The 15152-nt window shown below is 52.7% G+C and carries 13 protein-coding genes; 5 read left to right on the top strand and 8 right to left on the bottom strand.

The genetic code is table 11. From position 1 onward, the window contains the following. The first annotated feature begins 12 nt into the window (after positions 1–12). The 4 genes from BUE18_RS21805 to BUE18_RS21790 all read left to right on the top strand — a co-directional run bounded on the left by BUE18_RS21805 (position 13) and on the right by BUE18_RS21790 (position 6144). On the top strand, positions 13–2850 hold the full coding sequence (locus BUE18_RS21805) for a DEAD/DEAH box helicase (protein WP_073478296.1): 2838 nt from the start codon (positions 13–15) through the stop codon (positions 2848–2850). Next, complete coding sequence (gene pglZ / locus BUE18_RS21800; protein ID WP_073478295.1) at positions 2843–4843, top strand: BREX-3 system phosphatase PglZ; 2001 nt, start codon at positions 2843–2845, stop codon at positions 4841–4843. The genes BUE18_RS21805 and pglZ overlap by 8 nt, the downstream gene beginning before the upstream one ends. After that, on the top strand, positions 4840–5598 hold the full coding sequence (locus tag BUE18_RS21795; RefSeq protein WP_073478294.1) for a hypothetical protein: 759 nt from the start codon (positions 4840–4842) through the stop codon (positions 5596–5598). The genes pglZ and BUE18_RS21795 overlap by 4 nt, the downstream gene beginning before the upstream one ends. 153 nt (positions 5599–5751) lie before the next feature. Next, positions 5752–6144 (top strand): hypothetical protein, encoded by a 393-nt coding sequence (locus BUE18_RS21790; RefSeq protein ID WP_073478293.1) that lies wholly within the window; start codon positions 5752–5754, stop codon positions 6142–6144. A 15-nt stretch (positions 6145–6159) separates the two neighbouring features. On the opposite strand, the gene BUE18_RS21785 is transcribed toward BUE18_RS21790, so the two are convergent. From BUE18_RS21785 to BUE18_RS21765, 5 genes are all read right to left on the bottom strand, one after another. After that, complete coding sequence (locus BUE18_RS21785) at positions 6160–6666, bottom strand: hypothetical protein (RefSeq protein WP_073478292.1); 507 nt, start codon at positions 6664–6666, stop codon at positions 6160–6162. Continuing rightward, a complete protein-coding gene (locus BUE18_RS21780) occupies positions 6663–8552 on the bottom strand; it encodes a UvrD-helicase domain-containing protein (RefSeq protein WP_073478291.1) in 1890 nt (629 codons plus the stop codon). Before BUE18_RS21780 ends, BUE18_RS21785 begins: the two co-directional genes overlap by 4 nt. Continuing rightward, the gene (locus tag BUE18_RS21775; protein WP_073478290.1) at positions 8549–9427 is read right to left on the bottom strand and encodes a hypothetical protein; all 879 of its coding nucleotides are present in this window, start codon (positions 9425–9427) and stop codon (positions 8549–8551) included. Before BUE18_RS21775 ends, BUE18_RS21780 begins: the two co-directional genes overlap by 4 nt. A 444-nt stretch (positions 9428–9871) precedes the next feature. Continuing rightward, a complete protein-coding gene (locus tag BUE18_RS21770) occupies positions 9872–11008 on the bottom strand; it encodes a hypothetical protein (RefSeq protein WP_073478289.1) in 1137 nt (378 codons plus the stop codon). Continuing rightward, positions 11005–11193 (bottom strand): hypothetical protein, encoded by a 189-nt coding sequence (locus BUE18_RS21765; protein ID WP_073478288.1) that lies wholly within the window; start codon positions 11191–11193, stop codon positions 11005–11007. The genes BUE18_RS21770 and BUE18_RS21765 overlap by 4 nt, the downstream gene beginning before the upstream one ends. Before the next feature lie 238 nt (positions 11194–11431). Between BUE18_RS21765 and BUE18_RS21760 the strand changes: the two genes are divergently transcribed. Further along, positions 11432–12028 carry a hypothetical protein gene (locus tag BUE18_RS21760; protein ID WP_073478287.1) on the top strand — a complete coding sequence of 199 codons (597 nt, stop codon included), beginning with the start codon at positions 11432–11434 and terminating at the stop codon, positions 12026–12028. Between the two features lie 620 nt (positions 12029–12648). Here the strand turns inward: BUE18_RS21760 and BUE18_RS21755 are convergent. The 3 genes from BUE18_RS21755 to BUE18_RS28050 form a co-directional block, all read right to left on the bottom strand. Continuing rightward, positions 12649–13821, bottom strand: a complete 1173-nt coding sequence (locus BUE18_RS21755; RefSeq protein ID WP_073478286.1) for a tyrosine-type recombinase/integrase — start codon at positions 13819–13821, stop codon at positions 12649–12651. Between the two features lie 94 nt (positions 13822–13915). Continuing rightward, positions 13916–14143: a helix-turn-helix transcriptional regulator gene (locus BUE18_RS27665; RefSeq protein WP_139264848.1), complete on the bottom strand. Its 228-nt coding sequence runs from the start codon at positions 14141–14143 to the stop codon at positions 13916–13918. Between the two features lie 82 nt (positions 14144–14225). Next, on the bottom strand, positions 14226–15125 hold the full coding sequence (locus BUE18_RS28050; RefSeq protein ID WP_170868431.1) for a hypothetical protein: 900 nt from the start codon (positions 15123–15125) through the stop codon (positions 14226–14228). Positions 15126–15152: the final 27 nt, after the last annotated feature.

Here is a 15152-nt window from a genome sequence, read left to right as displayed (position 1 = left end):
GATAATTAGAGGGTGGAGCCATTTTGGCAATACAGTATCAGTCACAACAGCGCCTGCAAGGTCATCGAATCCCAAACCCTGTGGGGTGAGACGATCTGCCGGGTTTGGCTGCCCGGGCGCGACACCGTGGTCCGTGTTCCCGCCTCCAGGCTCCAACCCTTGGAGAGTGCGGGCGCCAACTCATCCGACCATATCGCCTATGTCGCCGCCGCCGCGCGGGTGGCGGACGCCTTGACCCAAGATGTGCTGCTCGCCCCTATCGAATCCACTGTCATCCCTTTGCCGCATCAAATCCGCGCCTTGAGTCGCGCCATCGAACATGACCGGGTGAGATATCTTTTGGCCGATGAGGTGGGGTTGGGCAAAACCATTGAGGCCGGTCTAATCCTCAGAGAACTGAAACTGCGAGGTCTGGCCCGCCGCACATTGGTCGTCGCACCCAAGGGGCTCGCGACCCAGTGGGTCAGTGAAATGCGGTTTCATTTCGGCGAGACCTTCCAACTCGTGTTGCCCGAGGACATCAAGACCCTTAAGAGAATCGCGCCGGAATCCCTTTTGGGCAAGCAGGACGCCAACAACCATGGACCGGAAACCCTCCCTGCCAATGCGTGGCAGATGTTCTCGCAGGTTGTGGTCCCCATGGATTCGGTCAAACCCATGGACAAACGCCGGGGATGGAATGCGGCCCAGGTTGCGGAATACAACCGGAATCGTTTCGAGGACCTGATTTCCGCCGGTTGGGACCTGGTGATCGTGGACGAGGCTCACCGTCTTGGCGGCAGTACGGATCAGGTGGCGCGTTTCAAATTGGGCAAGGGCCTTTCCGAGGCGGCCCCGTATTTTTTGTTATTGTCGGCCACCCCGCACCAGGGAAAGACAGACGCCTTCCACCGCCTGGTTTCCCTGATCGACGCGGATGAATTTCCGGACATTGCCAGCGTCACCCGTGAACGGGTCCAGCCCTATGTGATCCGCACCGAAAAACGCCAGGCCATCGACGCTGAAGGCAATCCCCTGTTCAAACCCCGGCGCACCGAACTGGCCTCCGTGTCGTGGGAGGATCGTCACGAGGAACAGCGCCAGTTGTACGAGGCGGTGACCGCCTATGCCCGCGAGGGATACAACCAGGCCATGCAGGAGAAACGCAACTACATCGGATTCTTGATGATCCTGATGCAGCGCCTGGTGGTGTCCAGCACGGCGGCTATTCGCAGCACCCTCGAACGCAGGCTCGACGCCCTGGCCGCGCCTCAGGAACAGATGAGCCTTTTCCCGGAACTATCCGAAGAAGAATGGTCGGACCTGGATGGGCAGGAACAAATCGAGGTGCTGCTGCACAGCCGGTTCAAGGCGCTCAAAAACGAACGGGCCGAGGTGAAACTGTTGTTGGATGCGGCGGCGCGTTGCGAACAAACCGGACCGGACGCCAAGGCCGAGGCGTTGCTCGACTGGCTCTACCGCCTGCAATCCGAGGAAGGCGATCCTGACCTCAAGGCCCTGGTGTTCACCGAATTTGTACCCACCCAGGAGATGTTACGGCATTTTTTAACGGAGCGCGGGTTTTCAGTCGTGTGCCTGAACGGTTCCATGAGCATGGAGGAGCGCAAGCGGGTGCAGGAGGATTTTGCCGGGGACGCCCGCATCCTGATTTCCACGGACGCCGGCGGCGAGGGATTGAACCTGCAATTCTGCCATGTGGTCATCAACTACGATATTCCCTGGAACCCCATGCGTCTGGAACAACGCATCGGCAGGGTGGACCGCATCGGCCAGACCCATGTCGTGCGTGCGGTGAATTTCGTTTTCGAGGATTCGGTGGAGCATCGGGTGCGAGAGGTTTTGGAGACCAAGCTCGCGGTCATCTTCGAGGAGTTCGGCATCGACAAGACCGGCGATGTCCTGGATTCCGCCCAGGCCGGTAAACTGTTTGACGAGATGTACGTGGAGGCGATCCTCAACCCCGAGCGCGTGGACGAATCCGTGGAGAATGCGGTGGCCCGGCTGGAGGAGCAGGCCCGCGAGGCAAGGTCCACCGCGTCCATTCTCGGTGCGGCAGAGGAATTGAATCCCGGAGAGGCGCAACGCCTGTTGACCCACCCTTTGCCCCATTGGGTTGAACGCATGACCGTGAGTTACCTTTCCGCCAACGGAGGCTCGGCGGAAAAGAAGAAACGGGGTTGGCATCTCACCTGGCCAGATGGGGATACCATCACGAATGTGGTCTTCAGCGGCAAGGAAGCAGAGCAGCGGCCGGGTGCTCGCCATTTGACCTTGGAAGAGCCCAAGGTGCGCGGCCTGGCCATGCGCCTGCCTCGACTGGCACCGGGACAACCCATCCCCATTGCGTCCATTCCTGGTTTGTCGGAGGAAATTCAAGGGGTCTGGTCTTTGTGGCGCATTGCCATCGCATCCATGGAATGGAACCGGCGGCGCATCATGCCCCTGTTTCTTGCGGACAATGGGATGGTGTACATGCCGACGGCAAGGCGGGTGTGGGATCAGTTGCTTGCCGTGGACGCCGATATTCGCGGCATATGGGACATGGACCTGACCCGCAAGGCTCATGATCAGTTGCATGCCGCCGCCGAGGACCATGGCCGTCCGATTTATGAAGAACTGGTGCGGGAACATCGGGACCGCATATCCAGGGAACGGGAAAAAGCTGACTATGCCTTTGCCGCTCGGCGCAGGAACATTGAAAAAATCGGCCTGCCTCAGGTGCGCAACTATCGCCTGAACCTTCTTGCCCAGGAAGAGCAGAACCTAAGGAAGCAACTTGACCAGAAGGCTCAAGCCTATCCGGAATTGACGCCGTTGCTGATGATGCGGGTGGAGGGAAATCATGAGTAGCTGGCGGGATCAAATCCTGAAGGAGTTCACACCGAACGTGGCCAAGCTGACATTGGTGGCGGACCCGGACGGACTGCTCCTTGAAGAAGGGATTCTTGAGGGGGTGAGGGACAGGGGATTTGAGTTGATCCCGTTCGAGGACCACATCGCCTTCCGCTACGCATATGAATCCAAATTCCGTTCCCGCTGGGATCGGGGCGAGCACACGGACCTCGTGGTGGTGCTGCGATCTCAGGCCAGCGACCTGAATGGGTTGCCATACGATCTTCTGCAAGCCGGGCGTAAACTGTCCTTTAATCTGGGCGACATCTTTCCGAACCTGAGCTACCCGGTCGTCATCGCCCTGGACACCGGAGACCTGGACGCCTTGTATGATGCGCAGAAAGGACATGCGCCAGGCCAGTTGGGAGACAACGCCACCAAGGAATTTGTTCTGCGCCACGTCTTTGAGATTGCGCCGGAATTGATCAAGCAGCCATCGGATTTACTCCGTGTCCTTCTTCGCCGCCATTACCGGGGCCGGCGCATACCCGGAATATTGGATGACCGTTTCATACAAATCCTGCGACAGAACAAGGTGTTCAGCGAGTGGCCCCTTGATGCCGTGGTCAGGGACAGGGAATCCTTTTTTGCCTTTTTGCAGGAACGGTGGCCGGTGTTTCTGGACCGGGCGACGCAAGGTGGAATCGAGATTCGGGAGGATGCCAAGCCTTACGGCCTATCCATGGAAGGCCCCGTGGACCTACCCTTTGATCACGATGACATTCGCGTCTACATCGACAACCTGTTCGTTGAGGGACTTCTTCAACCCGTGCCCCATGCCGTGGCGGAATCGTTGGCCAAATCGTGGGTGCATATCGGCATTCAGGATGTTTCCCGTGAAGACCGAGCCCTTCGTCTTGATAAACTCATCACCAATCTGAGTTGCTCCATTCCCGAGGAAGATGCCCGGCATGGCGATTGGTTCCGGTTTGCGCGCGGGTGGGCGGAATTGATCCTGCTTCTGCATGACGTGTCCGACGCCGATCACGAAAAACATTCCGAAAGGGTGAAGACCCTCCAGGATCAGGTGGACGATAGGTTCACCGCCTGGCTTTTCAAGCGATACGCCGGTCTTATGAATCTTCCGCCGGCTCCTCCGGTTATGCTCCATCATTTGCCCCGGTTTCTGGCCAGGCAGGTGGAAGCCGACAAGGCAAAGGTCGCCATGGTCGTGGTGGACGGTCTGGCCCTGGATCAATGGCTGGTCATTCGCGATTCGTTAAAAAACAAACAACCGGGGTTGCGATTCCGGGAGCAGGCGGTGTTTGCCTGGGTCCCGACTACGACGTCCGTATCTCGTCAATCTGCATTTGCCGGTAAGGCGCCCATCTATTTCCCGAATAGCATCGCGACCACGGACAAGGAACCGGCCCTCTGGTCTCAATTCTGGGCCGACCAGGGGCTCTCACAGCGCGAGGTGGTTTACATGAAGGGGTTGGGTGACGGGGACTTAGAAAATGTGGCCGAGGCGTTATCCCATCCCCAGGCGAGGGTCGCCGGGCTGGTTGTGGACAAGGTGGACAAGATCATGCACGGAATGGAAATGGGAACCGCCGGTATGCACAACCAGGTGCGGCAGTGGGCGGATCAGCCCTACCTGTCTTCCCTGTTTGGATTATTGCTGGACAAAGGATACCGCGTTTACGTGACCTCGGACCACGGCAACATCGAGGCGAAGGGATGTGGGCGGCCGACGGAGGGCGCAGTCGCCGATTTGCGCGGGGAACGGGTAAGGGTCTATTCCAGCGCGACCTTGCGCGACCAGGTCAAGGAACGTTTCCCGGAGGCATTGGAATGGGGGGCAGTCGGATTGCCCGAGGACTACCTTGCGCTCCTCGCTCCGGCCAGGCGCGCCTTCATCAATGAGAAAAATTGTACTGTGGGCCATGGAGGAATTTCCGTCGAAGAAATCATCGTCCCTCTGGTGCAAGTCGAAAAGAGGGATGAATGAATAAAAGGATGAATCAGATCGGTTTCAGTCAGCGGGTCCGGCTTGAATGGTTCGAGCAAACCGCGAATCTTGTCATGGCCGGGAATGACCGGACCGTTGTGAACGAAACCCTGCAAAATCTCTTGCAAGATAAAGTGTCCGTCGGTGGCCAGGCCGAACGAGGCAACAGGGAGAAGATCATAACCATCCTCTTGAAAACGTGGATGACCCCGCCCAAGGAACTCGAATCCCTGAGGATCGCTGGTCTGGACCTGCTAAAACGCATTCCACGTAAAAACCACATGGTTGTTCATTGGGGTATGGTGTCGGCGGTCTATCCCTTCTGGGCCGGTGTGGCCGTTCAGGTGGGTCGGTTGCTGAGGCTTCAAGGAACTGCGGCCGCCGCCCATGTTCAACGCCGGGTCCGCGAACAATACGGGGAAAGAGAAACCGTCCATCGTGCAGCTCGTCGTGTGTTACGGTCCTTCCTTGACTGGGGCGTGCTCCAGGAAACGGACCAAAAGGGAATCTATAAAGGCAGTAAGGAGTTTCCGATTGACGACGCCGACCTGATTGCATGGATAGTGGAGGCTTCCTTGCATGCCCGCCCCAACCCATCCTCCCCCCTGCATGATTTGTTGTCCGGGCCGAGCCTGTTTCCTTTCAAGATCAAAACCGTCCACGCTGAAACCCTTGCGGCTGCATCACCCAGATTGGATATTCTACGGCATGGCATGGATGAAGACTTGGTCATGCTAAAGGAAAAAGGGAATTGATCGAGGTGCTTGAGAAAAAGGAAGTCAAATAAATCAGCACCTTGTACTTTTGTGGCACCACAAGAGTACGCTGGTGTTCGAGTTATCCCTCCTTTGGTTTTTCAACCTATCTTTTTTTGGAAGATTTTGAACACAAACCAAAGGAGGAATACCATGAAAACGGAAAACTTGGTTCTGGCGGTGAAATTGTGGTTGAGGCAAAATGGCTATCGTCTGGCTGAAGACCGGGTTGAAGAACATGATCACTTGTTGAGGGCGCACCAAGAATACGGTGGGAAACCATTTGAATTGAAAATCATCATCAATTCCACCGCCACCAGTCTCCAAATGAAATACCTTGGCGCATTAGACATCACACCTCGCACGCTTGAAATCATCAACACCATCAACACATACAATGGATACGACAAGGTATTCTTCGATGAGGAATCCCGCACTTTGACCGGAATGACGCGGTTTCCATCAGGGTCTATTTTCAAAAACGAAATCATTGACCTGGTCGGCAAGATGCTTCTGATCATAAAGGAAATTAGGAGTGTGGCCTGAGCCTGATTACGGACATCAGATGATTCGCTCGAAAATCGGCGGAAGGGGCGGTTCCGTCTCTTCCGCCAACACAGTTCCCTTCAACGGATCGTGGTGTGGACCAAATATGAGTTCCATGCGGCGATCCAGGGATAGGCAGTTTTTCATCAGTCCTATCAAAATCATTTTGTTGGCCAATGTCGGCCCCATCCTGGGTGGTGGGATCAAGACCTGCACATCAAAATCAGCGAACATTTGCACCCCGTTTTCCAATACAAATTTTATGGGTACGGTCTCGCCAGGTTGAATTGGAGAGACTGGGCCATAGGAATCGTCGATGGATGTGAAATGTTTTACTAAACCAAATCTCCTGTCAAAAAACAACCAATTGATCATACCCCCTTTTACATCACGCTCTCCACGCGCACTTGATTTCCCACATTCCCTCACAATCGAATCCTGAAGATTTTTGAGTTGCCGGAAAACATGTTCGTTCAGGCCAAGGTCCATCTCTTCAACCAGTTCAAAAGAAATCGGTATCATGATTGCTCCTCCTCGTGATTAGGGCCTTCAGGTGTTTGGAAAATTTCCTTGTGAAGACCATTGAAGAATGTCCATGGATTGGAAGCATGCCCACCTTTCTTCACAACCTTCCAATCAACAGGGAAATACATTTGGAGATGGGTGCGAGCCCGCGTCACCGCAATGTTCATCAATTGCAATTCCAACTCTCGATCCTTCGGTGTTGAAAAATTCCCGTGGTCCTCATAAGTCTCATCGTTGGTGCCGAGATAGAAGACCACCTCATATTCTCCACCTTTGATCCTGTGGATCGTGGACAGGGTGAGGTATGTTTTGGGATAGGGAGGATTCGTTTGGGGAGGGAAGCATAAGGGATACGAGGGGTCGTTGAATTTGTCTGGTAAATCCTTCAGCCCGTAGTCATGGACGATCTTGGCCATGGTTGGCAGGATGTGATCCTTGACGGTTTTGTTCACCTTGGGCATTGACCTGATGAAATCTACGAGGGCGAATAATTTGTCGAGAGGACTCCCCACATTGTCTTTCGTGTCATGCAGGAAGCGAAGGGTTCTTTCCAAGGGGGCGGTGAATTTTAATTGCCTCGGATATTGAAAATCATTCGACTGCTTGTGCTTTAGCCAGGCAAAAACCTTCTCTGCCTGTTTCTCCCCAAGGCCCTCCACATTCCGAAGGACCTCCATCCATGCCGCGCCCGATGGTTGGTCATTGGTTATGATCTGAACCATGGCCAAAAGCAGTCGGACAAAGGGACCTTTCCTGGAGGATTTGTCCCCGAACACCATGTAGGGAATATGATTCTTCGACAGACATCTTCTGAATCCAAAGGCATCGGCATTAAAACGATAGAAGACCGCCATCTGATCGAGAGGGATACCGTCTTCAGCAAACCCACGGATTTCTTCTATGATATGTTCATGGATCGCTTGAGACGAACAGTTGCAATAGAAACCAGGTTTATCTCCAATCCTATTTGCAACAACGGTTTTCCTTGACGAATATCGACTCTGCCTTACTAGCGCATCACTGACATCCTGTATCTGTTGAGTGGATCGTTGATTGATGGTTAGCCGAAATTCCTGGTGATCAGAGAATGCCTGCCTGAACTGCTTGAATCGTTTGAAGGAAGCGTCCGCGTAGGCAAAGGCGGTTTGGGCGTCATCACCGGCGACGATGATACGGGCGCATGCGCTTGTGCTCGCCAACTTCTTAAGGATACGCCAGGCCACCGTGTTTAGGTCCTGAAATTCATCCACTATCAGAACCGGACATTCCCTTTGAATGCGTTTTAGGAAATGTGGTTTGTCCAACATTTTTAGAAATCGAACCAGAATGTCGTTGAAGGTTACAAGGCCCTGCTCCTTTTTAAGACGATTCATCTCGGCCAGTATTCCCTTAACTTCATCCCTTGGTACAAGATCATAGAAATCCGTTAAGGATTCGGCTGGTGGTATCTGTCTGCACCGGTACATTTTCAGAATGGTCTTCATGGAGTGTTCATCGACCAACCCTTTCGATTGAAGAATTTCCAAGAGCAGGTCTTGTTCGGCAGCATCCTTTTCAACTACCCCATGTTTAGAAATCCTCCTTCTCCTAAGACAGAAACCATGGATTGTACTGCATTCAATCCCTGGGTCAGGCGTGCGTACTCCGATTTGCCTTAGCAGTTCCCTGTCCCGGGCATGGCTTTGGATGGTTTTATAGATTTTGTCTGCCGCATAATTGGTCAGGCTGAAGACCACCACGCGCCCATTACCTCCCAAACGATCCTGTTCCTTGAGGGCACACGACCCCAGCACAGCGGTTTTCCCACACCCCGAACCACAGTTGAGCATTCTCATGGCAGCATCCGACTCCACCACGGCCATTTGTTCTTTGGTCATTTTCATTGGACACTCCTCCCCCACCGGTATCCAGAAAGGGAATTACGAACAAGATCTGCTTTCGGATGTTCCACAAGGCAATCTCTGTAGAAGTTGGATGGCGTCTTTCCCGCCCCCGTCATCAAATCCCGTAGTTTCCAAATTGGCTGTTTCGGTTCCACCCCCATATCGAGCAGTGTCTCCGTTAAGGCTGGTTTCTTTACGTGGAAAGAGAAATACTTGGGGTACAGCCAACCCCAATTGTGGGAGGCCAGGTCATCCACTGTCTGGATGAAATTGTTGCACTTGGACATTCTGAAGCGTGCCTCCACTCGGACCACCTGTTCTGGAATCTCAACATTGTGCTTGGCTAAAAGCTGCTCGGTTTTGTCGTACACAATAAGTCTGACCGGGGTTGAGGGCTTCCCGAAACACACGCTGGTATCCCACTCCCGATCAGGCTTTCGTTTACGACCAGGCTTGAAGGTCCTGATGATCTTGGAGTACGCATCGAAGTCTCGATCAAATATCAGGTCGGTAGCCACGTCCACCATACTGACCCTCATTTCGTACCGACATTTTCTCCATAGAAAGTCTTGAACCCTTTTTACCGCAACAATTGGTATCTCATGGAAGTAGTCAGGCCAGAAAATGAGGTACAGTGGTGACGCCCACTTGGTTTTCCTTTGGAAGTAGGCAACCATGAACGACCCTTTACCTTCATGGATGTACCTGACTATGGCCATGTATTTCATGCGCGAGTCGTCTTCATCCGGGATGTCTGTAGTTGAAAAGAAGTTCTCAACCACTTTGTAACCAGGAATTTGATCATATGGGAGAAACTCTTCATAGTGGTTCTTAGCTGTTAGTACCACTTTATCTATCTTGGTTTTGACTTTCATTTTTAACTCCTTTGGAAGTTGTTGTAATTCGTAGTTTATAGCAGTGATTATTATGTATAATAGGTATGAACTTGCGTTCGAATGATTTAATGTGATTTATGTTATTGATATAACTATTTGCCGTATACATCATTTCACGGACCCACATCATTTTGATTCATCAATAATATATAGGTATTCATAATGAATCACATATAACCATTTACAATATTTAATAAAGCGACACTCCAGCTCATTAGAAACCCTCGTTGACAGTCCTGAGGCACCCCACGATCTCGGCACGAACACCAGGACGTCCGGCAACACCAAAGTCACAGCCCCATGCCCCTTCGCCAACAGAGCCAGTCACTCGCCTGACAATCGGTTCATGCTCAATTGTGTGGGAAGGGCCGGCGCCTGTTGTCCAGGACACCGGCCCTGCGTCGATAGACGGGGAGGAGTGGGTTAAGAAGCCTGTGAGGCGTCCTGAGGCGCGTTTTTCGCATAGAAGGCCACAGCTGCATCATGGCCGTCCTTGGCGCTACGATGGAGCATCTCAATGGCGTTTAGGACCGCATTTTTCCGCTTAGGAGGCAACCATGAGTCCTTCACGAAGTCCACAAGTTCCCCACGGCGGGCCAAACCGGCCATCCTGTCCGTAAAATACTGGAACACGCGGATGTTATAGATTCCGATCCACTCTTTGACCGTGGCGTCATCCGGTAGCTGCAATCCGCCGAGAAAGAGATTGAAATCCCCGCCATGTTCGTCCAGGAGGAGCCTTATCAGACCATCTTCGTCGATGCGTCCGGCCTTGTTGTCCCTTCTGGGCATGGCGCGCAGGGTCTCGTGATCGAAAAACTGCCGTTTACCCGCATAATGGCCTTGCCAAGTGAGACTGTCGAAGGTGATCCGGTCGAACATGCCCAGCCCAGCCGCTGCCGCGAGCACCATGATCCTGTGGGGCGCCGAGGAGCCCAGCATGTGGACCTTGAGTATTCCGCGATGATGCAGGAACGACAAAGCGTAGGCAATGTTCAGCGGATGGCTGCCGCGCAGGGGGAACCCGTATGTCCGGACCTCAGGGGTGGCTATTTCTTCGTAATATTCCTCCAATTCCCCCATGTGCCGTGGTTGAAGCGCGATGGCCAATTCCGTTTCAGGACATAACTTGGCGGCGAGAGGCAGGGTCAAGTCCCTGGCCTTTTGGGACATCCGTAATTTCCACTTGTACACCTCCTCAGAATCCTCCCCAAAGGTCGGATAATCGATGAGGAAGGCCGTGGTTGCTCCGGTACGGGCGTTATCCATGCAGTTGTGGAACGGATTCAGGAAAAGCACCTCGTCCGTCGAGTGCCTATCTGGCCTGGCAGTCATGGTCAGGACCACGCGCTTTGCTGTTGGGAACGCCCGGAGCGCCTGATAGCCGGTGGAGTCTGATAACACCATCTCCTTATCGGCCAAGCTGGCAATGGGGGCAGGCTCATTGCGCTGGAACGGCGTAAAGGGGTTGATCATGCACGTTCGACAATACCTGACGGCGTTAACATCGGATTCGTTAAGCACCGGGGCATATAGCAGGGAGCAATATCTTGTTTTCATTGTCTTTTCTCTCCTTTCTTGCTCTTTAGGATGCCTTTTATCGCCATGTGGACGAGCCATTTGGCATAGGCCCTCTCGAAGACATCCCTTTGCGCGAACCAATTTTCGGTATCCTCTTCGGTAAACTCTTCCTTGGTGTGCACAAATTCAACAAGGGCCTCAAATTGAGCCTTTGCAGGCTCCATTAGTTCTTTGCTTCGGGCAATGCCCTCCGCGTCTATGGATTTGCGCGGCTGGCCGCCAGGCTGAAGGCTTGTTCACACCTTGATCTCCATGTATAATTCGCCTGCTCAACGGCCATGATAAGGGTTTAATGAGCCGCTATCAATGAAATTATAGTAAAAACGGATAGTTATGGATAACGCAAAACTGCGTTGATACTGCATTTGCGTTTGCCCACAGCCCACCAGCAGGAGATAATTCATGGAATTTGCAAGAACCAAGGCGGAACAGGAAAGGAAGGCTTACAAGTGTGGTGTAGTATTGATTGGTTTTTTGAATAGTGAAAAGGTGACTATTGGGGCAAAAGAATTGGTGGATAAGGCAATTGACGATTTAGATTTGCCGATTAAGCCCTTGATCCGGGTTGGACTAAAAAAAAGAATTATAAGTGATTGTTACAGTGATTTAGTTGACATATTTGGTCATGTAATTTCTTGCAGACAGCTATCAGATAGCAAAAAGTTTATGCATTATATGGATATGTATAATGCCATAGGTAATAAATGGATGTATATAGATGATGAAGACAATTATTTTTACTATTCTGCAATTGGAGAAGACTCAACATTCGATGATATTATCATATATTTGGTAATTGAATTTTTTCGCATTAAGCGCCACAAAGAGCTTATAGGTATTTGCAGCTCATGTAATAAATACCACTTATATAAGCAAAAGGGAAATCACAAGTTTTGTTCCAACAAATGTCGAAATAAGTATCATGGAGATAAAAGGATCGCATCTGGAAAAGCAGCTGAGTATAAGAGAAAGCGGAGAGCCCAGGGGTTAGACATGTAGCACCTCATCCAAATAGAAGGAGGGCTCGTTGTAAAAACATGCGGGCCATGGTAGCGAACCGGAAGGCACGACGAATACCCACGTGTACGCAGGCATTAGAGCAGTGTGGATCGTCTCCAATGGGCTTCTGGATGAGCACTCGCGGATCAAGGGCAGGAGGTGAAAGGCATGACACTCCCACCAATGCCTTCTTGGACGGACTGCCTAAACGTGAGAAGCCCGATGAATTCAAAACCAAAGAGGCAGCGTAATTCATAACCCGATAAGGGCAGATGTGTGAGGTGAGTGCGGTCATTGATCATCAAAAGCCGGTTCCAATTCACTGCGGGAAAAACTGCGGGGATTTGGGTCAACATATTCTGGTTTTCTATGTTTTTCAGGGTAAATCCCCGTAAATATCCATTCACACAACCCACTGAAAACATTATAAATGATTGATTTTTTGAGAAATCCCTAAAAACACTTCACGTCCTTTCACGCCGGCGACAGGGGTTCAAATCCCCTTGGGGACGCCAAAGATTTCAATGGGTTACAAAAAGTGACCCTTTCCAGGAAGTAGATAGGAAGTAGACGCCATCCTCACTTCCTGGGTACGGACTGAGCGGGTAAGGTGACTACCATCACCTTGCCCGTTTTTCGTTTTCTCCCCCGGACCCATCCGCCTTGTCTCCACCGGCCAGGTGCTGCTGCAATTTTTCCATGGCCGCCTCGCCCTGCTCCCGGTCCAGATGATGGTACCGCAGGAACATGGCCAGGGTCTTGTGACCCGTCAGCTTCATCACGTCCGCCTGGGGCACGCCCGCCTTCACCATGTTTGTGTTGAAGGTATGGCGCAGATCATGGAACCGAAAGGGACCCACCTCGGCCTTCTTACAAGCGCGTTCCATGTACCGTTCGAGATACCGGTTCGGCACCGGGTCGCCCTCGGGACGAAGGAAGACCTCTTTACGCTTCTTGGTGCGGCGCCTGGCCGCCTCCACGAACACCTCTTTCAACTCCGGAATCGCGTTCAAGTAGATGTGCCGGGCCTCTTTGGTCTTGGTGTCCTTGGCGGTCAGGTCGATGACGCCCTTGAACAAGTCCACCCGATCCCAGGTCAAGCGAAGAATCTCTCCACGCCGCATGCCTGTGTAGTAAGCCACGATCACCACCGGCCGGATGTGTTCGGGCAGGTGCTCCAATAAATCTCGGAACTCCTGATCGGTGACGTATTGCCCGATGGGTTCTTCCTTGAAAGCGCCGCGCCTGGCGAAGGGATTGGTAGTAACCAGCCCGCCGTCCATGGCCAGATAATAGATTCGCCGCCCAAGGGTCACCAACTTGTTCACCGTGGTTCCGGAGTAAGGCTTTTTGGTCTTCTCGCTGACGGTCCGCGTCATCTTGATGCGGAAATTGTCCACCATCAGTGGCGTGACCTGAGCCGCGAGCAACTCCCCAAATTCCGCCTTTAGCAACTCTGCATTCCTGGTATCGTCGGGGGCCGAGACCTTCGCCTTCATGACCTCCTGGCTCAGACCCCAGTCTATGAGTTCAGAAAAGGTCATGTCCTTCTGGGGTTGAATACCGTAGCGGTCCGCTTCCAGGAAGGCGTCCGACTTCTCACGGAACATCTGCATCGCCTTTTTCTTGAAGTGGGATGCCTTTTCCGTCCGGTACTTCACCTTGCCCGTTTTCGGGTCGCGACTATGTGGGTACTGAATGAACCAGGGGCCTTCCCGCTGAGGCTTGCCCTTTGCATCGAGAACCGGGTTCCCGTTCACGTCCTTCTTTATATACCGCTGAAAAACTCCCATATTTTTCTCGCTCCTTTCGTGGTTGGAGCAAGAGCAGGAAAACCGCGCATCACCTCCTTTCTGAATGAGACGTACAGTTTTCCAGCTCTCCCTGTCAACCTTCTATCTTCGGCAGCCGGTCAAGATACCGGTCCACATCCTTAATGTCCCACAAGACCTTGGAAAAAATCTTCTTTGCCGGGATGGGGAACTTGCCTGCGTAATACTTGTTCCGGATGGTCTGCGGGCGCAGGCCGATGTAGTGCGCAAGCTCCTCAAAGTTGAGCATGCGCTTGGCAAGCACGCCTCCTTCCGCTTGCTTTTTAGGGCTACGTCCCGACATGGTTTCAACCCGTTCTCGGCGAAAATTCGTTGTCAACAATGCGCCCCTGCCTGGTTGAGGCAGGGGCGCAGATGCCTCACGATTAGTTGTTAAGAAGAGCGCGCAACCTCTTCAGGGCCTTGAGTTTACCCGTGAGTTCCTCGATAAGCTCATCCATTTCCCTGATTCGGCTCCGGGTGATCTTCGAGTGCTTGATCCTTTTTTGATGGCTGCACACATGGTCGGCGACCTTGAGAAACGCACGCCCATCCTCGTTGAGCCTGCCAATCATGTCTAGCGGCCTAGTAGGAAGGTCTGTCTCCTCGTCCGAGTCCTCTTCATCCTCGTCCTCGTCGTCGGGGTCCTCCTCGTCCTCCTCGTCCCCGTCGTCCTCCTCGTCCCCGTCGTCCCCGTCGTCCTCCTCGTCCCCGTCGTCCTCGTCGTCCTCGTCGAGGTCGTCGTCATCCGATGGAGGATCATCATCGGGAGGATCATCATCGCCACCATTGCCGCCTCCCGCTGGGTTGGTAGTGGCTTTCTTGGGACGCAGGCTCTTGATGAGCATTGCCGCTTCCCTCCGGAACTCAGCGGCCACCTCTTGATCCTCAGTGTCTTCCGGAGGTTCAATGTCATGGGAAAAAAGAAAATCGGTGACTGAAACAGGTTCCTTATTCGCAAGATTGATCAGTTTCTCCAACTGATTCTGGGTGAGACATTCGAACTGTTCAGCCTCCTCCTTGCTCAAGTATGTTGCCAACTTCATATAGCGTTGACCCGTCCTGATGTTGATGTGTGGAAACTGCGCCTTAAAAAAATCGGTCCAGCGTTCGCCCGAAGACTTGACCATGGCCTTCAACTTGTTCAGAAGCCGCCCTGCTTGGATTGCATACTTTGTTGATCGGGCGACTAATCTCTCGGTTCTATCGTGTTGCTTGTTGATCATTTCCACAAGCCGCAAAATGTCCGCCTTTGAAACTCTTGCCTCTTTGTGTTTGTTACTCATTTCCTACCTCCCTGTGTCCATAAAATG

This window comes from Desulfatibacillum alkenivorans DSM 16219 (assembly GCF_900142135.1).
Classification (GTDB): domain Bacteria; phylum Desulfobacterota; class Desulfobacteria; order Desulfobacterales; family Desulfatibacillaceae; genus Desulfatibacillum; species Desulfatibacillum alkenivorans.
The sequence above is the reverse complement of the archived record's forward strand: the minus strand, read 5'-3'. Positions and strand labels throughout refer to the sequence as shown.

Bases quoted from the DNA above. Each gene is read 5' to 3' on its own strand.
- BUE18_RS21760 (WP_073478287.1), top strand. From the start codon at position 11,432: ATGGAATTTGCAAGAACCAAGGCGGAACAGGAAAGGAAGGCTTACAAG.
- BUE18_RS27665 (WP_139264848.1), bottom strand. From the start codon at position 14,143: ATGTCGGGACGTAGCCCTAAAAAGCAAGCGGAAGGAGGCGTGCTTGCC.
- BUE18_RS21765 (WP_073478288.1), bottom strand. From the start codon at position 11,193: ATGGAGCCTGCAAAGGCTCAATTTGAGGCCCTTGTTGAATTTGTGCAC.
- BUE18_RS21790 (WP_073478293.1), top strand. From the start codon at position 5,752: ATGAAAACGGAAAACTTGGTTCTGGCGGTGAAATTGTGGTTGAGGCAA.
- BUE18_RS21775 (WP_073478290.1), bottom strand. From the start codon at position 9,427: ATGAAAGTCAAAACCAAGATAGATAAAGTGGTACTAACAGCTAAGAAC.
- BUE18_RS21755 (WP_073478286.1), bottom strand. From the start codon at position 13,821: ATGGGAGTTTTTCAGCGGTATATAAAGAAGGACGTGAACGGGAACCCG.
- BUE18_RS21795 (WP_073478294.1), top strand. From the start codon at position 4,840: ATGAATAAAAGGATGAATCAGATCGGTTTCAGTCAGCGGGTCCGGCTT.
- BUE18_RS21780 (WP_073478291.1), bottom strand. From the start codon at position 8,552: ATGAAAATGACCAAAGAACAAATGGCCGTGGTGGAGTCGGATGCTGCC.
- BUE18_RS21785 (WP_073478292.1), bottom strand. From the start codon at position 6,666: ATGATACCGATTTCTTTTGAACTGGTTGAAGAGATGGACCTTGGCCTG.
- BUE18_RS21770 (WP_073478289.1), bottom strand. From the start codon at position 11,008: ATGAAAACAAGATATTGCTCCCTGCTATATGCCCCGGTGCTTAACGAA.
- pglZ (WP_073478295.1), top strand. From the start codon at position 2,843: ATGAGTAGCTGGCGGGATCAAATCCTGAAGGAGTTCACACCGAACGTG.
- BUE18_RS28050 (WP_170868431.1), bottom strand. From the start codon at position 15,125: ATGAGTAACAAACACAAAGAGGCAAGAGTTTCAAAGGCGGACATTTTG.